The organism is Bradyrhizobium sp. MI1.10 (assembly GCF_055811035.1).
Map to the genome: position 1 here is coordinate 191,689 of NZ_JBVVPN010000009.1, position 21,596 is coordinate 213,284.

The window sequence follows — 21,596 nt, forward strand, 5'->3', positions numbered from 1 at the left end:
AGGCCGTCGCCAGTCCTTGGTGCGGGCGGCCGTCGCGTGTCTGATATAGACGACAATCCGGCATCGAGGCCCGCGATTGTCGGATTTAGACGACATCACGCCGCAGCGGGGCGAGCTAGTTGCGAACCTATCGCACGCTATCTTACACCTCAGAGCACCTTCGATGCTGCCGAGCGTCACAAGTGACGGCGTCACGCGTACGGCATTTTCTCTGACAGCCCCCGTTACTTCCCCAGTCCGGTCACGAATAAATTTCTGGTTTCTCCAAATTCGCCGCAATTCCATTCGCGGCCAGCCACGCGCGGCCAGCTCCGGATACGTGCCAGGTAAGATCGTTTCTCCGCTCGATGAGCGCGAGCTTACGCAATACGTTGACGCCCCGCGTGTGAACGCGCTGGAAACCCCGGCCCGGGCGCTCCATGACGAACCATCTATCCTGCACGCACTCGTGCAGCGGGGCGCCGCGCGACATCGCGACGAGCAGATGCAGCGGTGCTGGCGTCAGCAGCAGTTCCTTCGCCGCGAGCATTTTTCCGTTCAGGCCCGGCGCTTGCGCGCGGTGGCCGCGATGCCGGCTTCGGTGATGCGCAGTGACTCCTTGCCGTCGACGTCGACGAAGGATTCGAGGTGCGGCGCCAGCAGCGCCATGACGGCGTCCGGGATCTCGCCGCTGTAGGTCGACGCGTAGGCCCTCGTCAGCGTCTTGCCGCCGCCCTCAAACATGACGCGGCAATCGCGGATGCGCGCGCTGTTGAACGTCAGCACCCCGGCGATCTTGCGGGCCTTCAACTTGTGGCGGGCGGCTTCGAGCTTCTCTGGCGGCGTCACCTTACGCTTGGCGAACATCTCGTCGTCCGTGATCGCCGGGACCGCCGCGGCGGCGGCCTGGCCGGCCTCCGTCAGCGTCCAGTTCTGGATGCCGCGCGTCTCGCAGTCGCTCGGGTAGTTCAACTCGTCGGAGGTATGCTCGATCATGCCGCCGTCCCGCAGACGGCGGATGCACGGCCAGTCCATGTATCGGCGCCGGCCGTCAGGATGCTCGATGTACCAGTGGCCGAACGAATTGCCCCAACCGGCCGATGTGCCGAATTTGTAGCGGAAGGCCAGCCCGTCGCGCAGCGCAACCAGGATGCGTCCGTCGTCCTTGCGGCTCATGCGGCGACGCCTTCGTCGAGGCGGGCGAAGGCCTGCAGCGCTGCGTCGCGGATCTTGGCTTCCGCGAGCACCAGATCGCGCATCCGAAAAATGATCCCGTTCAGGACAACGAAGCGGCGGCCATTGTCGTCGACGGCCCATGCGGGCTTGCCTTCGATCTCGCACAGCCGCTCGACGTACGGCCAGTTGCCGTTGCGACGGCGGCGCGGTCGCATGCTGTCGATCGCGCGGCACAGGCCGACGTCGCCGAGCATTTCTGCGGTGCGGGTCGGCGTCAAGCGGGGATCGAACATCTGCAGCTGCATCGTAGGCTCCTCACTCAGTACGGATATCGTCCGGCATGATCGTCACGTTCGTGCGCGGGCGGGGCGCTTGCGGCACTTTGCGCTGCGGCGCCAACGGCTTCGACGACAGCTGACGGGGCGGGCGAGTGTCCATGCCGGCGGCCCACCTGATCTGCGCGGCAGCGGCGTCGAGCTCGGCGACGGCGCTTTCGGCACATCCCGCAGCGGCGGGAGCGACGAGAGTGGCGGCAGGTCGTAGTACGACGGATGCGGCAGGACGGAGCGGATCGGCAGCGCGCGCTGCGGCTCCGGCGGGGGGCGCTTCGGCTCCGGCCGCGGCAGCGGGATGATCGTCGTCCTAGGGCGCGGCGAGGCGATCGGCTTCGTCATGAGACGCCGTCCGTCCTCGTCGAACTCGACGGAGGGGGCGTCGACCGTCTCCATCGTCAGCACCGGGGACGGCGCCGGTGCGGGCGAGGGCGCGAGCCAGGCGTGCCGGCGGGCTTGGCGGCGTAGCGCGTCTCCGGACGCGGGAATTTCATCGGCTTCAGCATATCAGGCAGCCTCCTCGGTGAGCAGATCGGCGAGAAACGCGGCGGTCATGCGGTTGATCGGAAGGTCGGGATCGGACGCCGCGCGGAGCGCTTCGGCGTTCATCAGCTCGCACATGCGCTCGTCCTGCGCGATCTGCACGGCCATCCCGGCGGCATGGATGCGGGCGACCCGGGCCGCGACGGCGGCCTCGTACTTGACGGCGGTACGCTTCAGCTGCGCCATCATGCGGTTGATAGTGTCGTCCGACAGATCGTCGCGATCGAACGTCGAGCGCAGGTCGTTCTTCGGGACGCCGAGCGCTGCGGACGCGGTCCGGAACCAGTTGCGGCCGGCGATCGCGCGGCACGTCGTCTCGATCAGCTGCCAGTGCGGCGTCATGTTCAGTCCTCTCCGTACGCGACCTTCGCCGCCGCGACATATTCGATGTGAGACAAAAGTTTCTTCTGCAGCTTGCGCAGCGCGCGCACGCGGCGTTCGCTCTGCAGGCGCTCGTGCGCGATCAAGTGAAGCAGGCGGACGTCGATATCCGACGGGTCCGCCGAGCGCTTGCCGTCGAGCAAGCGGTGGAGATGACGGCGGCTCATGGCGATGCCGCTCGCCAGCGGCACGCGCCAGCCGCGCTCGCCAAAGACGGCATTGCCGACCATACGCAGCCGCAGCGACTGGGCCTCGGGGATACCGGGGACCGTCTCGGGGGGCGGGCGGCGGTTGCTCATCGGACGACCTCGCCGCCGCCGGCGCGGGCGGAGAAGCCGCGAGCGATGCCCTTCCGGACGCCCGCGCGATAGGCGATGATCAGTGACGGCACGTATTCGTCCGGCACGTCGCGGCTGACGTGCAGGACCGCGCCTTCGGAATCCTTGATCGTCATGAAGCCGCGGCCTGTCTCGGGAGCGACGGCGCGGTGGATCGTGTAGACGTCGCGCTCCTCGCCGATCTCGATGTCGTGCTCTGTGACGACCAAACCCGTGCGCGACGGCACAGGCGTCGGCCATAGGCGCAGCGGAACGATGTTGCTCTGCTCGGTCATCAGGCGCACGCGTAGTAGTCGGGGTTGCGCCGGCACGTCGGGCAGATGCGGTGGCCGGGGCCGCTCGAGAAGAACGTCCGGCCGCAGCCCCACTTGTTGATGCAGGGGCGCAACTTCGCGCCGCGCTTCGGCTGGGACGTGATCTGCCGGATACGGACGCGCACCGCGTTGACGTGACGGTTGAGCTCGCGAGCCATGATGACGAGGTGGGCGTACGTCGGCGACGGATATTCGTCGAGCAGAGACATCAGGACGTCGTCGTCATCCTGCGTCCACGACGACGTCGTGATGCGCAGCCGCGCCATGTGGCCGAGTACGGCCTTCTCGGAGCGGTCGAGCGCGACGGCGATCTCGACGGTCGACATGCGCGGCGTTGCCATCGCCATCTCGATCAGGCGGGCCTCCTCGGCGCGCGTCCAGCGCTGGGCGTCCTTAGCTGCGCTCGCGGCATCAAGCATTGGCGCGGCCTCCGGCGATCATGAGGCGGCGGAGGGTCGCGATCTGCAGGCCGCGCTCGGCGCACGCGTCGCGCTCGATGTCGAGCAGCGCGATCAGCTCGCCGTCGACGTCGCGCGTCGGCTGCCAGGCGCCGGTCATCCAGCCGTGCAGCGTGGCGCGGCCGATCTGCAGACCGGCGGCCAGGCGGCGGCGCCACTGCGGGCCGTAGAGCGTGATGCCGACGAGCGCAAGTCGGCCGGGGAGGTCCTGGGGAAACGCGGGCTTACGCAAAATCGTATCCTTGGATAGTGGCTTATGTTGAACACAACATGTACAGTGTTGCCACACTTGTCAAGTTGCTTTCGAATCCTTCCGCCGGCGAGATGTATTGCGGCTTGCTGGCCGGCCGCGCAGACTGCTGCCTTACGATCGAGGAGGATTGAGAATGCGTGCCATCATTTCTGCCATCATGTCGGTACTCAAGGGCGCCGTTAGCGTCGGTCTGGCGCTGGTTTCCGCGCCGTTCCGGATGCTGTCCGGCGCCGTCGGGCCGGCAACGCGAGAGCCGATTCCGGTGGTCGCGCCGCCGGTCGCGACGACGCCCGAGCCGCCCGTCGATCACACCGAGACATATCGCAAGATCGCGATCGCGCTGCAGACGTGGGCGGCGGAATCGGTCCTCGCCGACGAGCCGCAGCCGCTGCCGTCCGCATGGCCGCGCAGCGTGCGGGAGTGGGCCCAGGGCCTCGATCGCGAGGAGCTCTTCGCGATCATCGACTCGCCTGAAAGCGCCGCAATCGGGCATATATCGGGGCTTTTCGCGATGCCTCGCGTGCGCGAGCTGCAGCCGCTGAAGGCGGCGCGGTGGGCGAAGCAGGAGCCCTTTCCGGATCCGTGCTTCGCCGTCCCCGGTCTCGCCGCTACCGCCGCAGCGCTCTGACCGTCGCGATCTTCGCGTCGCGCTTCAGACGCTCGTTCTCGAGAGCGAGCGCCTGGATCTCGCGGCCCATCGTCACCTGATCGCGCGCGCGGAGCAACTCGCTGAGCCGGAGAGCGCCGCGCAGCTGCGCGTCGTTCCAGGACTCGTAGTTAGCTTGCTGTGCCATCCGGTAGTTCGCGAGGCCGGCGACCAGGGCGGCGCCGATCGCGAGCGATCCGCCGACCGCCCCGGCGCCGAACGCGGTGGTGTCGAAGTTAGTGTGAGAGCCCCCAGCGGTCGCCATCGTCGTAGTCTCCTCTGTTGCTGTACATGATTTGTACATTGATTGTTGACACATTCATAGCATGCGGAGTATAGATGCATCGTTAATCGAATCCTTCGAACTCGAAGGAATCGTCGTTTTCTCGGAGAGGCTACCGATGAACGAGAAGATCAAGACGGAGGACCTGACCGCGCTGCCGCCGTCCGAGTTCGGGCCGCGTGGCTACGACAGCCCCAATGTTGGTTGCGAGGGCATGCCGTCGGATCCGGCTGAATTGCCAATCATGACCGTCGAGCAGGTTCGCGAGCGCATCGCAGCGACCGTGTTGGTGATGGAAGCGTTGAAGTTGAGCGACGGCGAGAGGTCGTACATCAACCGCGCGATCGATCTGGTGCGCGAAGCCTACTCCAACGTCACCGCGCACCGCGCGACCGTGATCGCCCGCGACTTGCAGGACGAGACGCAATACCGCGCTTCGGCCGAGTACCGCCGCTGATGAGAACGCCGTCGGACGAGCGCGTGCACCAGATGCTCGCGGAGTGCAGCGGGCACGCCGCGTGGGCGGCCAAGCGGCTGCGCTATCCGCTGACGACGGTCTACGAAGCGATCTGGCGTCTCGTTCAGCGCCCGCGGCGCCTGGAGCACGTCGACATCGAATTCCAGGACCGCAAGCATCGCGCGCTCGCCGAGCTGCAAACCCTGGAGATCCTGCGATGACGACCTACCTCTATGCAGACCCCCACTTCGGACACGAGGGAATTTTGAGGCACTGCCCCGAGACGCGTCCGTGGTCGTCCGCCGCAGAAATGACGGACGCGCTCGCGAATGCTTGGCGAAAAACTGTGCTGCCCTCGGATGACATCATCGTCCTCGGCGACTTCGCGCATCGCATGGATCCGAAGGCCCTGCGCAAGCTGTTCGACAGCCTGCCGGGGAAGAGGCATTTGATCGTGGGAAATCACGATGGCGCGGAGACCAAGGCGCTGCCGTGGGAGAGTGTGCGCGACGTCGCTTACGTCACGATTGAGAGCGCCTATTGCGTGCTGTCTCACTACCCTTGGAGATCGTGGCCCCGGATGAAGCGCGGCGCACTTATGCTCTTCGGCCATCACCACGGCCGGCTCGCCGGCAACAGCCAGAGCATGGACATCGGCGTGGACGTGTTCGGTCCGGCGCCGGTGCGCCTCAGCCAGATCAAGGCGCGCCTCGTGATGCTGCCGCCGCTGATGGATCCGGAAGGCGGCGATGATTTCGAGAACGAGGGAGTGAAGCCGAAGTGAGAGGAGGAGAGAGCCGTGCTGCGCATCAATCTTGTTTCCGACTTGCATACTGACATTGCCGGGAACGCGCTCGCGACCATGCCGTCAGTCGATGCCGACGTGACGGTGGTGGCCGGCGATGCGATGGCGCCCGGCACATTGGCGTTGCGCAAGATCCGCGAGCTCTATCCGGACCGCGATAGGCCGCTGGTGTACGTGCCCGGCAATCACGATTTCTACTCGCACCACGATAAGAATCGCATCGAGCTCAAGACAACCTGGGAAGCCCAGCGCGTGCTGATGCCGGAGCTCGCGCACGACCTTGGAATTACGCTGCTCGACGATTCCTTCGTCGAGATCGAGGGCGTGCTGTTCGTCGGCGCCACGTTGTGGACGGACATGTCCGTCAGGCCGCCTACATGATGTGGGGCGACGCAGTGCGAGCCGCTGCGCGTGGCATGAACGACTACCGGCTTATCAAAGTTGGTGCTGGTCGATCGCGAGACACGCTCCGACCCGGGCTGACTGTGGATGCGCACAAGGCGTCAGTCGCGTTCATCGAGCGCACGCTGAGGGAGCGCCCCGACACAATGGATGCAGTCGTGATCACGCACCACGCACCGTCGCGCCGAAGCCTGCTCGGCTGGGATCGGGACGATGCTGAGCGCACCCGCGATCTCGATTGGTGCTTCGCGAGCGATCTCGAGCACCCGATGACCAACGACGGCGCACCGGCATTGTGGCTGCACGGGCATGTCCACTGCAACCGTGACTACGACATCGCGAAGACGCGTCGTTGCGAACCCTCGAGGATATCCCGAGCTCGGTGGCCGCCGCGAGAATCCGGACTTCGATCCTGAGTTGGTGATCACGCTCGGGCCGAAGTTGTCGCCCCGGTGGGATATGAGTGGGTGCTGATGTCGAAACGCGGTGCGCAGGGTATTCACTTAGAATGGGTCAGCGCTTCGGTCGCGATCGCATCACAATATTGCAGGCACGATCTTATGCGCTGCCAACCACACGCAGTCGCATTGCCCTAGTCTCAAGCAGATAGGTCTCTACGCCCGCCAGAAGGTGCAGGCCCACTTCGGTAATCCCTGCGCGGGAGAGGCCCGGCTGAACGATCCGAACCTCGAACTCAAAACGGTAGTCCTGCCAGCTCGCCTTCAATTTTTTGAGGAACGCAGCGGTGCCTTGCTCGAAACGCTCGGGGCTGAGGCGTCGATGGTCTTCGTCGGGAATACCAAGCACAACGTTCCCTACATGCTGAAGCAATCCGACCTATTCGAGGAGCTGCCCGAGAAATACTATGACTCGGCCTTTATCGATCGACTTCACACCTATGTTCCAGGCTGGGAGATCGACGTCATCCGCGGGGAGATGTTTGCGTCGGGATATGGGTTTGTCGTCAATTATCTCGCCGAAATCCTCCGTCATATGCGCAATGATGATTATTCGAGCCGCTATCAGGAGCTGTTCACCCTTTCATCGGATATTTCGACGCGTGACCGCGATGGCGTGAACAAGACCGTCTCCGGGATGATGAAGTTGCTGTTCCCTGCGGATAACGCAACCGAGGCAGAGGTCGAAGAGATTCTGCACCTTGCTGTGGAGGGGCGGAAGCGCGTCAAGGATCAGCTTCTTCGGATCGATAGCACTTATCCGGAAACGGAGTTCTCGTTCACGGCACGGGACGGCCGTAAGATTGGTATCACGACTCTCGAGGAGACGGAGTATCCATCCTATTATCACCGCAAGCTTAGCTCGGAACACGAGGCCACGACGCCGACGGCGGATGGGGATGACACCCTTGTGGCGTCAGCTACGCCGCTTCCGACCAAAACTAAGACGACGCCCGAAGGCCCCCGCGAGGGGCACAAGGTTTTCAATGAAAATCAGAAGGGCGTTACGTTCGCCGACCTGTTCTGGCCCTGGATCAAGGGGGCTACGAAGGTCGTCATCACCGATCCTTATGTTCGTTTGTTCCATCAGCTCCGGAATCCGATGGAGTTCATCGAAATGGTTGCCGTGCGCAAAGCGCCCGAGGATGAGGTTTCGGTGCATCTCATCACCTGTGTTGATGAAAACAATCCCGAAAAGCAGCAATCGAATTTAATGGCTGTCGAATCCGCCGGCGCCGCAGCCGGCATTAAGTTCTCTTGGGAGTTCGACGGCACCAACACCATTCACGCGCGCCATGTCACGAGCGACACGGGCTGGAAAATCAGCCTCGATCGCGGTCTGGACATTTTTCAGAAGTTCGAGATGAATGATGCATTTAGCCTGACCAATCGCTTGCAAGGATTTCGTCAGGTCAAGGCTTTCGAGATCACCTACCTCAAGGTGACCTCTTAGCAAGGGGCTATTGATGGAAGAGAACAAGTCAGCCATGGCGCTGCCGGCGCCGTCCCATTAAGCACAAACGATTTTGAGGAAGACGCGACTAACGTTTGAGTGACGCAAATCTGCTCCAAGCACATCGCGTTGACGCGATCCGAAAAGCTGTCTGCCTTGCGCCAAGCCGTCCGCGCCTCCGATTGGAGGTGCAAGCCGCGAACATTGGCCGCACCGGTGGAAGATCCGTGGTGACCGTCAACCGCGGACGAAGCCATTCTCCGACATCGGCGGCCGACACATGCTTCGCTTCACCGGCTCGCCCGCCAGCCGGCACGATCTCGTCGACCGCCTGAGGATGCTCCGCTGCGATCTCGACGTCGACGGTCGCCGCGACTGGCTTGATGTCGGCACCTTCGCGCCGACCGAGCGCAAGGCGGCGAGGAAGAAGGCGCGGAAGAGGTGATGGGCGTCGTGGCCGCACTCGTCGTCGCCTACCTCGCCGCCGCCGCCCGCTGAACGCCCAGTATAGTAGGCGTTTTCGACGCTCTGGGCCATTTCGCCTAAAATACTGGTCCGCTTACAGATGTCCGACATAGACGACAATTCCGCGCCGATAGCCTGATCTGTCGTTTATATGCGACATCGCGGCGCGCGAATTGCGGGGAAAACTAGTTCACTCGCGATCGACCGACTTTCACTCAAACTTCACCTCGCACGCTGAGGGAAGTCGCGAGGGAATCGCGAAAACCCTTACAAAATAAGTGTCCGCGCTATGCGTTGGCTCCGATGATGCGCGGCGCGACGCAGACATTCCTCACGCCATGCGGCTTGGTTAACGCCGGTGGGAAGCTAAGAATTCTACACGGCGCTTGATTCACGACAGCGTGAATCAGATTGTCACAACAAAGACGACGCGACGTCGCGACGTCGAGAGGAGGTAAGATGGCGAGCGTAAAGACTAAGGTAATCGTGACCGATCTGACGGATGAGGATCGCGCTAACGTACACACGGCGGTCCGGGCGGCCATGAAGTTCTATACGAACGATGGCAGCGACATTTCGCCTCGAGAGATCATCCGCAGCTCGTTTGCTCGCCTTCGTCGTGGCGCGAGGGAAGGTCTCGCTTCTGCCTGCTACGACGTTCTCATCGCTGCCGAGCGCCACGCCGACATGTGATCACTGCGACATCAACCTCACGCCCGGCGCCGGAAACGGCTACCGGGCTCGGGGCCGTAGAGGGCATCCCGCCCTAGGAGATAGACGCCAATGGCCGAGGCCGACCGCGACCAGTCCACCCACAACATCGAGAGCCTCTACGGCTGCCCCGGCGCCAACTACAACACCGACAACGGCGAGCGCCTGCTGATCAAGCTTTTCGAGGAGCACGGCGGCCTGTCGCTGCTGAGCGACGAAGCCGTTGTCAAGCTGGCCGAGCTGCACCTGCGCGAGGACGGGCGCGAGGCCAGCCGATACGAACGCCGCGCCTAGCGCCACCGACATCGACCTCACGCCCGGCGCTGAAAGGCTACCGGGCTCGGGGCCGTAGAGACGCCCGCGATGGTCGCGACGTCGAGAGGAGAGGCACAGATGGCAATGCTCAAAGTCACCGCGAAGTCTCGGGGCGTCAGAGGGCGCCGCCGTCGCGGTGTTGAGGAGGAAGTCAGATGATCAATCAGCAGCTCGTTGCTCGCATCAAGCGGTCTAGCAAATACTCCTACCAGGCGCCCGAGGGCGACTGGTTCGAGGTCATCGTCAGGCCTGACATGGGTAGCTACACGTTGCATGGCAACAACAACCACTATGGCTTCTCCGACCTAACGTTCGGAATCCGCCTCGCGGACGGCGACGTGGTCGCGTTGCCGACGCGGTAAACCACGGGGCAACGTCCACCCACGCCCGGCGCCGAAAGGCCACCGGGCTCGGGGCCGTAGAAGGCGCCGCCGTCGCGGCCCACCACTACACAGGTTCTGCCAATGATCGACATCTCCAAGATCCGCCTCGTCGACAACGCCACGCTCTCGCGTTGGTTCGAGATCGTCCATGACCGGACCGACAGCGACCACCTGTTGGACATTATCGAAGACGAGCTCGTCCGCCGCATGAACGACGCCTGGTGCCGTTGGGACGAAGCCGAGGCGATGCTGGCCCGCGCTTCCATTGATGAGGATGAGCTTAAGGTGTCGTTCCAGCGTGCTCGTTGCCTCAGCGATATGCGCGAAATGGTCGACGACGAGTTCGGCGAGTCGGCCAGCTTCATGGACTTGATCCTGTCCGTCCTCAAGCAGTCGAATGACGAGGACACCTGCTGCGATATGCTGCGTGCCAAGCTCCGCGCGCTCGGCCACCGCAGCGTCCTCGACGACGCGGAGGCGACCTCCTGATGGCGAAGCTCTCGACCAATGCCGCGCGCATCATCGCCGCCGGCGAGGAGGCCTTCGGTGAACGCTGGCAGCCCGGGATGGCGCGCGCGACCGGCGTCCCGCAGAGCCTGCTGGCTATGATCGCCGGCGGCGACCGCAAGGTCGTCACGGACGACGTCTATCGCAAGGTCGCCGAAGGACTCGAAGGAGGCCGACCGCGTGCGCGGGGTCGGGTCGAAGTTGGACAAGCTGGCGCTGGAGATGCTGCGCGAACTGGAGGAGTGAAGTGATGACGACGACCAACAAGATCAAGCTGATGGACGCCCTTAACGAAATCGACCGCGCGGGATTCGCATACGGAAGCCGGTTGGGCTCGCTGAAGCACCTCGTCTCTTCTGACGGCGAAACTGTCCACTTCGTCGGACTGTATGGAGACGAGAACATTCTGGATTTCCGAGCCGACGACTCTGGTTGGCTCACGATCCCGGCCGACAAGTTCATGGAGAAGCTCGACTCTGCGGTGAGCTACGCTCTGGAGCGCAAGAAGACGGCGGCCTAGGCCGATCGCGTGCGCGCGGTCGGGTCGAAGCTGGACAAGATGGCGCTGCAGATGCTGCACGAAGTGGAGAAGCGACATGGGTAACCCGCGCACGTACGAACCGGGTCAATGGATTGATGTGGTCGAGGCCGCCGGCTTGGACTATAACGTCTGTGGCAGCTACATCGTAGTTCTAGTCGGTAAATTTCCGAATCAAGAGCCCGCACCGAACGCGAGGGAAATCGATCTCCGCCGCAGCGGACGCGTCTCGATCGCGGATCTGGCGCGCGAGATCGCAAAGGCCGAAGCCCACCGCGCGGCCATCACGTCCGCCGCATAGGCGGGTAGACCGCACCCTGCGCTGGCGCTTGCCGCCTGCAAGGATCCCTTCCGCCGTCAGGCGGGTAAACCACCGATCCCCTCATGAAACGACGCCCCCGGCTTCACCGCCGGGGCTTTAGCTTTCAGGCGGTCCGCGCCGCCTTCGCAGCCTCATCGACGGCGATCTGCGCGCGGGTCCGCCGCCGGACCCTGTGCGGCGCCGCCGGCGCCTTCAAGGCCGGGATGTCGAAGCGTGGATACTTCTCGATCTCGGCCGACATGGTCGCGATCCAACGGTCGCCGTAGTCGTGGCCGGCGTTCGAATCCTTCGGCCTGTGGCCGGTGATGAAGCCCTCGACCTCGCGATCCATCCGGACGTGACGGGCGACGCTCTTGAAGAGATGGCGCCACGCATGGTTCGGCTGAACGCCACGGATCCCGAGCCCGCGGACCCAATCCGCGATCCTCTCGGCCGTCTTCTTGTAGTGCGGGTTCGCGACCTTGCCGCCGCGGCCGCGCGCCGGGTCGTAGAATAGCGGCTTGCCTGCCTTCCGCCGCTCGTCGACGTAGTCCAGGAAGCCCTGCTCGACGACGTGCGAATGCAGGGGCACTGTCCGCCATTGCGCGGTCTTCTCCAAGCTCGGCTTGATGACCATGCACCAGATGCCGGAGGTCGGATCCTTCGTGACGTCGGCGGGCATGAGCGACGTGATCTCGTTGACCCGGGCGCCGCTGTAGGCGCACAGCCACGGCAGCCAGCGCCTGGCGGCGCGCTTCTCCGGAGAGATCATGGACGACGGCGTCGCGACCGTCGCCGTGAGGATGGTCTTGGCCTCGGCCTGGGTGAAGCCCTTCTGACGCGGCGGCATGACCTCTGCGTTCTCGTCGACGGCATCGCGGACCTTGATGCCGAGAAATGGGTTATGCGCCAGGCGCCGCCGCTCGACCATGAAGCCGGCGGTGGCCGACAGCGCCGCGATCCAGACCAGGCGGATAGAATTCCGGTTGTAGCCCTCGTCGATCAGATGGTCGGCCCATCTGTACCCGTCGTCGGTCGTCATCCGCGTCAGGTCGCGGTGACCGAGCCACTTGCAGAAATCCTTGATCTTCGGGCGCCACCGCTTGGCGGTCGGGCCGTCCTTGCCGCCCTTGAGGCCGCCCTTCTCGACGTAGGCCTCGAAGGCGGCGACCAGGTCGAGCTTCGGCACCGTGCGCTCCGGCAGCTTCGCGAGAACGGGGTTCGGGCTGAAGTCGCCCTGCAGCTTGGCCCGCTTGAGATCCTCGACGGCGTCCCGCCTGGCCTGTTCGTACAGCGGCCGGAATCTAGCGAGATCGGCCTCGGTGGCCTCGACGTCTTGCTCGGCGAGGAATTCGGCCATCGCTTCGTCGATGTCGCCGGCGAGCAGGACAGCGGCGCCGAATCCGGCCGACGGTGGGTTGGCGATGTGGCCGTCCCGGATCCGGACGTGAGCGGCGCCGCGCAGCGCGTGGAGATCCTGAAAGGTCAGGCGCGCCGCGGGTTCGACTCCCGGACCGGGATTCGAATTGTCCTCCGGCGCGGGCAGGTGTGGCGGCTTAATGGGGAAGGCGGCCTGTGCGGCTGCCGCGGCCAGGCGCGCCCATTCGGCCTTGATCTTGATGTTGGCATCCGCGCACCGTTCGGCGGCGAGGTCCGGGTCGTCCGTCCTCAACGACATCCAGACCTGGGTCTTGCCGACCAGCTTCTGCAGCCGGAGCGGCACCTTCTTGTGGAGATAGAGATTCGAGCTGTTCTTGCGGGTGACCGGGGTCGGCATGCGGATTCTCGGCACGGTGTAGCACTCCGGTGTAGCACCGGCCGGTCGAAAAACCCTTGAAACGAAGGATAAACTTGAATCTAAGGGGTCAGCGCCCCGGGCGGGGGCGAGTCCCACTCTCTCCGCCATTCTGTGCACCTGAGCATAATCTCAATTAAATCAGTCGGTTAGGCAAACCGAAAATGGGCCTGTCCCCCATTCGGGCCCCCAATGTGTCCCCCACAGGGCTCTTCCGTAACCACTGTCCACATGCGACTTGCCTCGGCATGCGGAACTCTGTTGTGTTCGCGAATTGTGCGGATACCCTCCTGCGACCCAGGAGAGTGGTGGCGGATGGATGTCGAGGAGGTCGATGCGTTCTTGGCGGAGCCCAAGACCCTGTTGGGTCCGTGGCCGCAGTGGCAGGAGGGCTCGCGCAAGGGCGAGCTGTCTGCGTCGTGGAGTATCGAAGACGCCATCAGCATCGTCCGGGCAGAGCTTCGTTTTCGATGCCCTACACAGCGGCGTCAGTTCCCGTCCATCTCAGTCCTCTACAAGCAGGTTCTCATCTATCGCGTCGATCTTGTGCCGTTGGAGGAGTGCAAGATGAACAGGCCGGGGGGCGCTGCGTTGGGGTTGCCTGCGACAGTATGCGGACCACACTGCCATAGCTGGGCTGACAATCGAGACTATGTGCATTCGGTCGGCTATGGTGACATGCCTTACCGAAGGCCTATCCAGCCGCAGATCAGGCGATTGCCACAGGCCCTTGCTTGGTTAGCTGACGAGATTAACCTGACGATAGGTCCTGATCAGCGAGGATTTGAAGTCCCGCCCCAGAGTGATTTATTTGGATGAGCAACGCTTGCGATGACATTAGGGCGGCTCTTGCTGCCTTTGAGGTCTGCACTGTGACCGACGAAGGGTCGCGGGTGGCGACGCATTGTCTGTACCCCTCATTCGAGCCAGTGAACGTCTTCGTGGTGCGCTTTGGAAGTGGCTTCCGGGTACATGACGGTGGCGGTGCGGCACGCTCCGCTTGGACCCATGGTCGGGATGAGGGGCTCATCAACAGGATGCTGAGCAAGCAGGCCAAGCGTTACCAGATCGCGGTGAACAACGATGCTCTCGTCGCTGACGCCCCGTCGGTCGAGTGGCTCGCCGCCGCAATTCTGTCGGTGGCCAACGCATCCGCCGCAGCGGCTCACGGTGCCCTTGAACGCTTTGTTTCGTCCACTGAAGCCGTGTTGAAGCAGAAGATGCTGACAGTCCTCAAGCAAACAATGCCGCCCGCGACGATAGCGGTGGGCTACGATGTTGCCGGCAAGAGCAAGCACCATCAGTTCGATTTCGCAGTTAGGGAGTTCGACGGGAGCATGTTGTTGCTCAACGCCGTCGCACCTCATCATGTCTCGGTCTCGGCGAAGTACGTGGCTTTCTCGGACATCATTCACCGGGAGGGCGTGCGTACAGACCGATGGGCCGTGCATGACAAGCCGCTTGAACCAACCGATGTCTCGCTCCTGCTACAGGTCGCAGAGATTGTGCCTCTTACCTCTTTCCACAAGGGGCTGGAGCGGATGATGCTCCAGTAAGCCGGAGCACCTATCTCACGAAAAACACTGATGGGGCCCCGTGGATCGAGTTGCCGCGAGCACCTCAAGCGGCCCAGTTTGCCAGCGTCGCCTCCGCCGCCGTTCGATCCGCCTTAATGCGGTAGACGGTCTGGCGGCTAAGGCCGGTGTTTGACGCAATCTCGCCAACGCCTGCGGATAGATCGAGCATGTTGCAGACGGTCAAGAACTGCTCGCGCGTGAAACTCGGTTTGCGACCACGGTACTTGATGTCCGCCTCGGTTGCCTTCGCAAGAGCGATGCCGCCACGCTGGGCTTCCTTGATCGCTTCGGCATTGGCTTGGGCCGTTGCCGCCATGAAAGCGATCAGCGCGTCTCTGACGGCCATCTGCATAGGGTCCTTCGTCGCTCCGTCGAAGGTCATGTTGTTGATGACGGTGCGGATGATCACGCCCCTGCGCATGAACTCTCGGATCGCATCGCAGACATCGCCATAGTTGCGGCCCAGTCGATCTACCCACCGGACGACCAAAGTGTCGCCGCTTCGCAGGATGTCAAAGAGGCGCTTGCCCTCCGGGCGCTCGGCAAGGCGAGTGCTGACGCCCGAGACGCCGTGATCGGCAAGTTCATGGTCAATCTGGAAGCCCGCAGCCTGCGCCTGTATCCGCTGGTGTTGGAGAGTTTGATCCTTAGTCGAAACGCGAGCGTAGAGGACGGTAGCCACGGCAAGTCTCCATGTACGATAGGGTATCGTCCGTTGACTACCTCGTCCGTTGACCGATGTCAACCCTAACGGACGCGCTTTCGATCGCGTTCGACGTGTCCGCAAGGGCAAACCCCAGCGTACATCCCCTGCCCAGTGTTTCTCACCGCTTGCCACACTCGGCGTTCGAGGCTTTCCTGGAGCGGAGGGAGGAACCGAGGGAAGATCATGAAAGACATGCTAGCTCAACTGCAGAGCCTGCGGATGCAGGTCGCCGAATGCGAAGGCCTTGCCCAAGCAGCCAAGAGCGAAAGAAAGCGTGCCGCCTTCCTTCGGGTCGTAGCTCACTACAGGACCATGATCGGAGAGCTGGAGCAGACCATCAGTGACGAAGGGTCATCTCAGCCTAGATGAGGTCGCTCGCGCAAGCAGGCGACATGCTCATTAGGAGCGACCCCTCCCGCGGGGGGAAGCCCGCCACAAGATGGGATCGAGCGGGGGCTTCACACTTTTCTGCTCAATAATTCCGGGTCTTATGGAGCAAGGGCGGTAGCGGACGCCTAGACATGACCACTGCCGAGCTGTGTTGGACATGTTGCCCACCACACTGCGCGGTGTCCGATGCGGCGGCGTGTCGTTGTCGTCATGTCGGCTTTCAGTAGGTCTTGCCCCTGAGAGCGATCTTGATCTGCTTCTGCTTCGCCCGCAGCTTGGTGAACGTCGAGACAAGCTGAGGGGTAACGCCGAGGATGTCCGCAATCTGACGGTAGAGCAGGCGGGGATAATGATCGCACAGCCACCACACGGCCTCTTGGGTGGTCAGCTCACGACGACGGATCGCGCGGAAGCCATCAAGCGACGCCCTGGCACGACGCGTTGCTCGGGTGGCCTCATTATCGAGGTCAGCAACGGTGTCGGTCCACGCTTCAGCGATGAGTGCTTGGCACTTGGGGGACAGAACATCGAACGGGTGTCCCGATCTTGGTTTGTCGTGTCGGATGCCAAGCCCCCGTTCGACGAACGCTCGGGGCAATCGGTAGCGCCGCCCTTCGGCAGCGAGAACGCCCATGTGATGGAGGATCGTGCGGACCCGTTTCGGCCCAACTCGGTACTTGTTACCTAGTTCAGTGATGGTGACGTGCTCGCCGATGGTGTTGGTGGCGAGATGTCCAGTCTGGCGGTCGAGGGTTTCTTGAACGTAGAGCATGCGTGATGTGTGGCCTTTGGAAGTGGAACGGGAGGTGGCTGGTCTGGGGGATGTTGAGGTGCATCTGAAGTGGTCAGCTTCAGTGGCTCGGCAGCTCCGCGCGGGGTGGACCAAGCATTACCCATGACCTAAACACCCCAGAAATGAATCGTGGTCGTGTATCTGCAACTTGAGGTGTTTGGTTGGATGCTGGGCCAGTACGGCCAAGCTCTTCACGGTGCCCTATGCCTCCTCGATCAGCTTTTCCAGATGGAAGAGCTTGCGCCCGTGGATCGGCTGGGGGTCCCTGAACATCAGGTTCGGGCATGCGTCGCGGATGCGGTCTACTTCAGTCACGAATGGTGCGACGTAGAGAAAGCGCCGGTCACCGGGCAGTCCGTCGAACGCCTCGGATTGGTTCTTGGCGTGGGTGGCGTTGATGTGGTTGATCGCCCAAGTGGTCTTGCCGCTGCCCATGATGGCGTCGAGCACGGTGATTGTGCTGCCGGTGACGTTGTCGTTCATGAGTGCTTTCATGCTGGGGTGGTTGTGGGGCCCACGATAGGCCAAGGGATCGGTGAGGGGGGAGAAGGGTCCCAATCGGGCCAAACCGCTCACGGTGGTGATGTGTCTCGGGCAACAGGTCGGTGCCTGCACCGTGGCACTCCCGATGCAGCGACAGTTCAGGGAGCATGCTCGCCGTGCCGCTGGGGCGCGTCGTGAATGGCTCGGCGGGATTGCAGGAGGGAAGGGCGCTTTTACTGAGGATGTCCTCAGCCGGGCATGGGGCGGGCCGAGAGCAGTCATCTGCGCGAGAGGACGCTCTGTAGGGCTTTGGTGCAACCCAATCGACCAACCCTGAGCGAGGGCGTTCTGTAGGCGAAACTGCAACCCAATTGGACAGCCCCCTCGGAGGGCGTTCTGTAGGGCTACCCTGCAACCCAATTGGGGAGCCCCGAGGATGGCGTTCTGTAGGGCTGTAGTGCAACCCTTTGGTCAGCCCCGAAGGCGCACTCTGTATGGCTAGACTGCAACCTAGTTCATGCGCCTCGCGAGGCCCTTCCTTCTGGAGGGCTTCCCCCTAAACACAGCCGACTGCGTGCACTCCAGATGACTCAGGGAGAGTCACTGACGCGCCTTAGAGTGCCTTTGGTCTCTCCCCTAAGTCCCGCGAGCAACGCGCCAGCGGCCCTCTAATCCAATCCCACAGCTTCCCGTAGAACATCGCGAGTCGCCACGCGGGGATGCACCGGGCTGACTGCTCCAACGACAAACAATAGTGACTCCGACAGATGTCGGCTCGTGCATGGTAACCAGAAGTCGCCCGGACAACGCTCGTGCCGTTCGCCGAGGCCCTGGCGGAGCTTTCCGCTGCACCCCCTCTGACGGGGCGCGTGCTCGGGTTAGTTGCTGTTCAATTCCACGACGTTGGGCTATTGTTTCTTCATCACCGGCCAAGGCTCTGCCGTAGGCGCCGGTGGCTGAGAGATCGTGCGCTCCCGCCTGTACTGAGGGAGCGACGCATGGACGGCGACGTCATCAGCCCTGAAATTCGGCATGATCTGGAGCGCGCTGATCGCGCGATCGAGGAGAGTATCCGCCTGCGGCAGGTCAATGCGGAGGTCAGGCGAGAACTTCGGCTCACCCGCTACCAACTAGAACGGCAACTCGCGCACTCGCGCTTGAGCAAGGCCAGTTTGGCAGGTGGCTTCCGCCGCAGTCTCCAAACACGACCAGCAGTAGCTCGGGACAGTCACCTAAACGCGGGGCTGCCGGAACACTTCCGGCCTTGGACTTTTGTCGGAACGGAGCAATCGAGGGAGCCCCACATGGGTATCGAGCGCATGCACCCGCCCCAGTATTGGCAAGCGAAAGCGGAGGAGTTCCGGGCTAAGTCCGGGAATGCAGAGCACCTGCCCCTGAGGGAAACGCTGCGCGAGATCGCGAGGACCTATGATGATCTCGCCCGCCGCGCCGCGAAAATCCGCACCGTCCAGGACCTCAGTAAGAAGCCGTAGCTGGCCCAGACCAGACGGTCTGCGTCCTCAGGGCCGCGCATAGTGGATCGCGGCGCCGTGGGAACTTATGTTCACTCTGTAACTTATCCGACTGCCCCAACGGCGAGGCATTTGGATGACTAACGAGTTTAAAAACGAAGTCTTTTCCAGCTACGCGCCACACCCGATCAAGCCGTGTGATCACTGTGGCCGAAGGCTAGTCGTCGCGGTTAAGATGCTCAATCCCCAGACCGGGGGGATCGTTCGCATGTTCAAGTGCCAGTGCGGCGAACAAACCTGGACCGAGGATAAGCAGTAAGGCGGCCTCGGTTGGCGACCTCCTTCAGACCTGGGCCCGCCGCGAAAACCGCGACCGGCCAGATCGGCGCCCCGAGAAGATCACGCTGGGTGAGGTGCGCGCGGCCGGCGTCCCTGGTCTCATCGTCTTCTGGCTGCACAGGCCAGCCACAACGTGATGCCGGGCTGCGACGTCATCGACCAGTGGCGAGACGAGGTCAGGCTCTCCGATCTTGAGTCCCGCTTCGTCTGCGAGGCGTGTGGGAAGCGTGGCGCCGACATCAGGCCGGGCAGCGAGCCAGCGATAGCCGCTGTCGTCCTGCCTGCATAAGGATGGCGGGCTGCCGTTCTCGCGGATCGCAGGGCTGTTACGTCTGCCGGAACCGAATTGAACTTGTGTTGCTTGATAGTCCAGCAGGAGGGCCGCCATGTGCGACAAGTGCATTGAGCTGGACGGCAAGATCGAACACCTCACGGCGCTGGCTAAACTGATCACCGACCAAGCGACCATGGACGCGATCACCCAGTTAATTCAGGAGCACAAGGCCGAAAAGCTCGAACTGCACCCCCAGGGACAAGAGTAGACCCAACTTCAGGTGCATGGGCGCACTACGTTCAGAGCTTCGGCTGGCGCTTCGTCGCTGATACCAAGAAAAAAAGGCGAGCCCTCACAGTGCGGATTCCGACGAAGTCGCCCAGGCGTACCGATATGAAGTCGCCCGTGGATTCCGAGACGATGTCGCCCACCTTTCCGATTTGATCTCGCCCAGCGGCGAGGCGTTCTGGCCGGCTGGTTCTCTGGCATCGGTCAAGGCGCGCGGTCAATCTGGAATCGCGACTTCGACCTGTTTTTCTTCTTCTGCGGTTGCTGTGGGCATGTGGGCAACGCGATTGCGTTGTCCAAGCGCAGCGGCATGTCCACAGCGCCACGGGCTCAGGTCTTTCGGGCGGATTGCCGGGTTCGCCGCAGGCTCTCACCAGTGAGGTCGAGCCGATGGGCATTGTGGACGAGGCGATCGAGCACGGCGTCGGCATAGGTGGGATCTCCAATGAGCAGATGCCACTGGTCCACGGGGAGCTGGCTGGTGACGATGGTGGAGCGATGACCGTAGCGATCTTCGAGGATTTCCAGGAGGTCGTGACGGGCACCGGCGTCGAGCGGCTCGAGTCCCCAATCATCGAGGATCAGCAGATCGACACGGCCAAGGCCGCGCAACAGACGTGGATGGCGGCCGTCGCCGCGGGCGAGCGCCAGATCGTCGAACAGTCGCGGGACGCGCTGATAGAGCACGGAGCGATTGTCGCGACAGGCCTTGTGGCCGAGCGCCGAGGCGAGCCAACTCTTGCCAACGCCGGCCGGGCCGCAGATCAGGAGATTGACGTGGTCGTCGATCCAGCGGCCCTCGACAAGCTTAGCGAACAGCGGGCGGTCGAGACCGCGCGGGGTGCGGTAGTCGATGTCCTCGACGCACGCCTGCTGGCGCAGCTTGGCGTAGCGCAGGCGAGTGGCGAGCCGTTTGTCGTGCCGCAGCGAGGCTTCACGTTCGAGCAGCAGCGCAAGCCATTCGGTGTGACCGAGGCTTGCGGCCTCACCGGTGGCTTCGATGTCGGCGAAGGCCTTGGCCATGCCATGGAGGCCGAGGGCGTTGAGGCGGTCGAGGGTCGGATGGGTGAGCAAGGGATGATCTCCTAATTGTAGTAGCGCGGTCCGCGGATGTTGGCATGCAGGATCGGCGCATCGTCCGCGGAACGCTGGTGAGCAGAACGCCGATCGAGATTGTTGGCGAGGATCGACTTGACCGAGCCATAGGTGCGCGCGCCGATGTCGATTGCCCGCGCAGCCGCGGCGTCCAGCCGTTCGCGCCCATAGGAGGCGGCGAGCCTGAGGATGCCGAGACAGGCGCGGAAGCCTTGCTCGGGGTGCGAGCGCTCGTCGAGAATGAGGTCGCACAACGCGCTGGTCGCCGGCCCGATCGCGGCGGCGTCCTGGCGAATACGTGCGATGGTCCAGCCGGCGTAGCGCCGATGGCTGGAGGCCATGTGCTCCGGCACGGTGGTGTGTTTGTGATTGCCGCTCATGCGCTGATGCGCGGCGATCCGCTCGCCCTTGTGGAAGATCTCGACGGTACGGGCCGTGAACCGCACCTCGACCTCGGCGCGGGCGAAGCGATGCGGAACGCTGTAGTAATGCTTCTCCACCTCGACGTGGTAATCGAGACTGACGCGGCGGATCCGCCACTCGGCGAGGACGTAGGGGGACGCCGGCAATGGCTTGAGCGCCGGCCGGTCGACCTCCTCGAGCAACCGGCGGCGTGTCACGCCGAGCCGCCGGATCGGCCGTTCCTCGTTCAGCCTCGTGAGCAGTTCGCCGATCGCCGCATTGACCTCGGCCAGGCTGTAGAAGGTGCGATGGCGCAGGCGGCCGAGCAGCCAGCGCTCGACGATCAGGACGGCCTGCTCGACCTTGGCCTTGTCGCGCGGCTTGCGCGGCCGCGCCGGCAAGATGGCGGTGCCGTAATGCGCCGCCATCTCCGCGTAGGTACGATTGATCTGCGGGTCGTACAGGCTCGCCTTAATGACCGCGA

35 protein-coding genes are annotated in these 21,596 nt (G+C 63.3%); 20 read left to right on the forward strand and 15 right to left on the reverse strand.

Going from position 1 to position 21,596, the window contains the following annotated elements:
- Positions 1 to 241 precede the first annotated feature (241 nt).
- The 8 genes from AC0L3K_RS12365 to AC0L3K_RS12400 form a co-directional block, all read right to left on the reverse strand.
- The gene (locus AC0L3K_RS12365) at positions 242 to 529 is read right to left on the reverse strand and encodes a hypothetical protein (protein ID WP_473366124.1); all 288 of its coding nucleotides are present in this window, start codon (positions 527 to 529) and stop codon (positions 242 to 244) included.
- Positions 530 to 537: 8 nt separating this feature from the next.
- Positions 538 to 1,155, reverse strand: a complete 618-nt coding sequence (locus tag AC0L3K_RS12370; protein ID WP_473366125.1) for a hypothetical protein — start codon at positions 1,153 to 1,155, stop codon at positions 538 to 540.
- The gene (locus AC0L3K_RS12375; RefSeq protein WP_473366126.1) at positions 1,152 to 1,460 is read right to left on the reverse strand and encodes a hypothetical protein; all 309 of its coding nucleotides are present in this window, start codon (positions 1,458 to 1,460) and stop codon (positions 1,152 to 1,154) included. Before AC0L3K_RS12375 ends, AC0L3K_RS12370 begins: the two co-directional genes overlap by 4 nt.
- Positions 1,461 to 1,994: 534 nt before the next feature.
- Positions 1,995 to 2,372: a hypothetical protein gene (locus AC0L3K_RS12380; protein WP_473366127.1), complete on the reverse strand. Its 378-nt coding sequence runs from the start codon at positions 2,370 to 2,372 to the stop codon at positions 1,995 to 1,997.
- 2 nt (positions 2,373 to 2,374) lie between these two features.
- The gene (locus tag AC0L3K_RS12385; protein ID WP_473366128.1) at positions 2,375 to 2,710 is read right to left on the reverse strand and encodes a hypothetical protein; all 336 of its coding nucleotides are present in this window, start codon (positions 2,708 to 2,710) and stop codon (positions 2,375 to 2,377) included.
- The gene (locus AC0L3K_RS12390) at positions 2,707 to 3,024 is read right to left on the reverse strand and encodes a hypothetical protein (protein ID WP_473366129.1); all 318 of its coding nucleotides are present in this window, start codon (positions 3,022 to 3,024) and stop codon (positions 2,707 to 2,709) included. Before AC0L3K_RS12390 ends, AC0L3K_RS12385 begins: the two co-directional genes overlap by 4 nt.
- On the reverse strand, positions 3,024 to 3,482 hold the full coding sequence (locus tag AC0L3K_RS12395) for a hypothetical protein (RefSeq protein WP_473366130.1): 459 nt from the start codon (positions 3,480 to 3,482) through the stop codon (positions 3,024 to 3,026). Before AC0L3K_RS12395 ends, AC0L3K_RS12390 begins: the two co-directional genes overlap by 1 nt.
- Positions 3,475 to 3,753, reverse strand: coding sequence for a hypothetical protein (locus AC0L3K_RS12400; protein WP_473366131.1), 279 nt, complete (start codon positions 3,751 to 3,753; stop codon positions 3,475 to 3,477). The genes AC0L3K_RS12395 and AC0L3K_RS12400 overlap by 8 nt, the downstream gene beginning before the upstream one ends.
- A 154-nt stretch (positions 3,754 to 3,907) precedes the next feature.
- On the opposite strand from AC0L3K_RS12400, the gene AC0L3K_RS12405 reads away from it, so the two are divergent.
- Positions 3,908 to 4,402, forward strand: a complete 495-nt coding sequence (locus tag AC0L3K_RS12405) for a hypothetical protein (RefSeq protein ID WP_473366132.1) — start codon at positions 3,908 to 3,910, stop codon at positions 4,400 to 4,402.
- On the opposite strand, the gene AC0L3K_RS12410 is transcribed toward AC0L3K_RS12405, so the two are convergent.
- On the reverse strand, positions 4,383 to 4,685 hold the full coding sequence (locus AC0L3K_RS12410) for a hypothetical protein (RefSeq protein ID WP_473366133.1): 303 nt from the start codon (positions 4,683 to 4,685) through the stop codon (positions 4,383 to 4,385). The two genes, AC0L3K_RS12405 and AC0L3K_RS12410, sit on opposite strands and share 20 nt — an antisense overlap.
- 136 nt (positions 4,686 to 4,821) lie before the next feature.
- Here AC0L3K_RS12410 and AC0L3K_RS12415 point away from each other — a divergent pair, with 136 nt between their 5' ends.
- From AC0L3K_RS12415 to AC0L3K_RS12480, 14 genes are all read left to right on the forward strand, one after another.
- Complete coding sequence (locus tag AC0L3K_RS12415; RefSeq protein ID WP_473366134.1) at positions 4,822 to 5,160, forward strand: hypothetical protein; 339 nt, start codon at positions 4,822 to 4,824, stop codon at positions 5,158 to 5,160.
- Complete coding sequence (locus tag AC0L3K_RS12420) at positions 5,160 to 5,381, forward strand: hypothetical protein (protein WP_473366135.1); 222 nt, start codon at positions 5,160 to 5,162, stop codon at positions 5,379 to 5,381. The genes AC0L3K_RS12415 and AC0L3K_RS12420 overlap by 1 nt, the downstream gene beginning before the upstream one ends.
- Positions 5,378 to 5,944 carry a metallophosphoesterase gene (locus tag AC0L3K_RS12425; protein ID WP_473366136.1) on the forward strand — a complete coding sequence of 189 codons (567 nt, stop codon included), beginning with the start codon at positions 5,378 to 5,380 and terminating at the stop codon, positions 5,942 to 5,944. Before AC0L3K_RS12420 ends, AC0L3K_RS12425 begins: the two co-directional genes overlap by 4 nt.
- A 15-nt stretch (positions 5,945 to 5,959) precedes the next feature.
- Positions 5,960 to 6,346, forward strand: a complete 387-nt coding sequence (locus AC0L3K_RS12430) for a metallophosphoesterase family protein (RefSeq protein ID WP_473366137.1) — start codon at positions 5,960 to 5,962, stop codon at positions 6,344 to 6,346.
- A 35-nt stretch (positions 6,347 to 6,381) separates the two neighbouring features.
- Complete coding sequence (locus AC0L3K_RS12435; RefSeq protein WP_473366138.1) at positions 6,382 to 6,783, forward strand: hypothetical protein; 402 nt, start codon at positions 6,382 to 6,384, stop codon at positions 6,781 to 6,783.
- Positions 6,784 to 6,997: 214 nt separating this feature from the next.
- Positions 6,998 to 8,278: a BREX system Lon protease-like protein BrxL gene (locus tag AC0L3K_RS12440; RefSeq protein WP_473366139.1), complete on the forward strand. Its 1,281-nt coding sequence runs from the start codon at positions 6,998 to 7,000 to the stop codon at positions 8,276 to 8,278.
- Between the two features lie 280 nt (positions 8,279 to 8,558).
- Positions 8,559 to 8,723, forward strand: coding sequence for a hypothetical protein (locus AC0L3K_RS12445; RefSeq protein WP_473366140.1), 165 nt, complete (start codon positions 8,559 to 8,561; stop codon positions 8,721 to 8,723).
- Positions 8,724 to 9,202: 479 nt separating this feature from the next.
- Entirely contained in the window at positions 9,203 to 9,436 is a 234-nt protein-coding gene (locus AC0L3K_RS12450) for a hypothetical protein (RefSeq protein ID WP_473366141.1), read from the forward strand.
- Positions 9,437 to 9,526: 90 nt separating this feature from the next.
- Positions 9,527 to 9,748 carry a hypothetical protein gene (locus AC0L3K_RS12455; protein WP_473366142.1) on the forward strand — a complete coding sequence of 74 codons (222 nt, stop codon included), beginning with the start codon at positions 9,527 to 9,529 and terminating at the stop codon, positions 9,746 to 9,748.
- Positions 9,749 to 9,924: 176 nt separating this feature from the next.
- Positions 9,925 to 10,131, forward strand: a complete 207-nt coding sequence (locus AC0L3K_RS12460; protein ID WP_473366143.1) for a hypothetical protein — start codon at positions 9,925 to 9,927, stop codon at positions 10,129 to 10,131.
- A gap of 102 nt (positions 10,132 to 10,233) precedes the next feature.
- The gene (locus tag AC0L3K_RS12465; RefSeq protein WP_473366144.1) at positions 10,234 to 10,641 is read left to right on the forward strand and encodes a hypothetical protein; all 408 of its coding nucleotides are present in this window, start codon (positions 10,234 to 10,236) and stop codon (positions 10,639 to 10,641) included.
- The gene (locus tag AC0L3K_RS12470) at positions 10,641 to 10,910 is read left to right on the forward strand and encodes a hypothetical protein (protein WP_473366145.1); all 270 of its coding nucleotides are present in this window, start codon (positions 10,641 to 10,643) and stop codon (positions 10,908 to 10,910) included. Before AC0L3K_RS12465 ends, AC0L3K_RS12470 begins: the two co-directional genes overlap by 1 nt.
- Positions 10,910 to 11,179 carry a hypothetical protein gene (locus tag AC0L3K_RS12475; protein ID WP_473366146.1) on the forward strand — a complete coding sequence of 90 codons (270 nt, stop codon included), beginning with the start codon at positions 10,910 to 10,912 and terminating at the stop codon, positions 11,177 to 11,179. Before AC0L3K_RS12470 ends, AC0L3K_RS12475 begins: the two co-directional genes overlap by 1 nt.
- Before the next feature lie 76 nt (positions 11,180 to 11,255).
- Positions 11,256 to 11,498: a hypothetical protein gene (locus AC0L3K_RS12480; RefSeq protein ID WP_473366147.1), complete on the forward strand. Its 243-nt coding sequence runs from the start codon at positions 11,256 to 11,258 to the stop codon at positions 11,496 to 11,498.
- Positions 11,499 to 11,622: 124 nt separating this feature from the next.
- Here AC0L3K_RS12480 and AC0L3K_RS12485 read toward each other — a convergent pair whose 3' ends face one another.
- Complete coding sequence (locus AC0L3K_RS12485) at positions 11,623 to 13,275, reverse strand: DUF6538 domain-containing protein (protein ID WP_473366148.1); 1,653 nt, start codon at positions 13,273 to 13,275, stop codon at positions 11,623 to 11,625.
- 333 nt (positions 13,276 to 13,608) lie between these two features.
- Between AC0L3K_RS12485 and AC0L3K_RS12490 the strand changes: the two genes are divergently transcribed.
- Positions 13,609 to 14,112, forward strand: a complete 504-nt coding sequence (locus tag AC0L3K_RS12490; protein ID WP_473366149.1) for a hypothetical protein — start codon at positions 13,609 to 13,611, stop codon at positions 14,110 to 14,112.
- A 53-nt stretch (positions 14,113 to 14,165) separates the two neighbouring features.
- Positions 14,166 to 14,849: a hypothetical protein gene (locus AC0L3K_RS12495; RefSeq protein ID WP_473366150.1), complete on the forward strand. Its 684-nt coding sequence runs from the start codon at positions 14,166 to 14,168 to the stop codon at positions 14,847 to 14,849.
- 64 nt (positions 14,850 to 14,913) lie between these two features.
- On the opposite strand, the gene AC0L3K_RS12500 is transcribed toward AC0L3K_RS12495, so the two are convergent.
- The gene (locus AC0L3K_RS12500) at positions 14,914 to 15,552 is read right to left on the reverse strand and encodes a recombinase family protein (protein ID WP_473366151.1); all 639 of its coding nucleotides are present in this window, start codon (positions 15,550 to 15,552) and stop codon (positions 14,914 to 14,916) included.
- A 207-nt stretch (positions 15,553 to 15,759) separates the two neighbouring features.
- Between AC0L3K_RS12500 and AC0L3K_RS12505 the strand changes: the two genes are divergently transcribed.
- Positions 15,760 to 15,945, forward strand: coding sequence for a hypothetical protein (locus AC0L3K_RS12505; RefSeq protein WP_473366152.1), 186 nt, complete (start codon positions 15,760 to 15,762; stop codon positions 15,943 to 15,945).
- A gap of 241 nt (positions 15,946 to 16,186) precedes the next feature.
- Here the strand turns inward: AC0L3K_RS12505 and AC0L3K_RS12510 are convergent, their stop codons facing one another.
- Positions 16,187 to 16,738, reverse strand: a complete 552-nt coding sequence (locus tag AC0L3K_RS12510; RefSeq protein ID WP_473366153.1) for a hypothetical protein — start codon at positions 16,736 to 16,738, stop codon at positions 16,187 to 16,189.
- A 222-nt stretch (positions 16,739 to 16,960) separates the two neighbouring features.
- Positions 16,961 to 17,242, reverse strand: coding sequence for a hypothetical protein (locus AC0L3K_RS12515; RefSeq protein ID WP_473366154.1), 282 nt, complete (start codon positions 17,240 to 17,242; stop codon positions 16,961 to 16,963).
- Between the two features lie 998 nt (positions 17,243 to 18,240).
- Here AC0L3K_RS12515 and AC0L3K_RS12520 point away from each other — a divergent pair.
- Complete coding sequence (locus AC0L3K_RS12520) at positions 18,241 to 18,735, forward strand: hypothetical protein (RefSeq protein ID WP_473366155.1); 495 nt, start codon at positions 18,241 to 18,243, stop codon at positions 18,733 to 18,735.
- A gap of 704 nt (positions 18,736 to 19,439) precedes the next feature.
- Entirely contained in the window at positions 19,440 to 19,595 is a 156-nt protein-coding gene (locus tag AC0L3K_RS12525) for a hypothetical protein (RefSeq protein ID WP_473366156.1), read from the forward strand.
- 350 nt (positions 19,596 to 19,945) lie between these two features.
- On the opposite strand, the gene istB is transcribed toward AC0L3K_RS12525, so the two are convergent.
- Positions 19,946 to 20,689, reverse strand: a complete 744-nt coding sequence (gene istB / locus AC0L3K_RS12530; RefSeq protein WP_007605871.1) for an IS21-like element helper ATPase IstB — start codon at positions 20,687 to 20,689, stop codon at positions 19,946 to 19,948.
- A gap of 11 nt (positions 20,690 to 20,700) precedes the next feature.
- A partial coding sequence (locus tag AC0L3K_RS12535; RefSeq protein ID WP_473366157.1) for a Mu transposase domain-containing protein occupies positions 20,701 to 21,596 on the reverse strand: 896 nt, incomplete at its 5' end.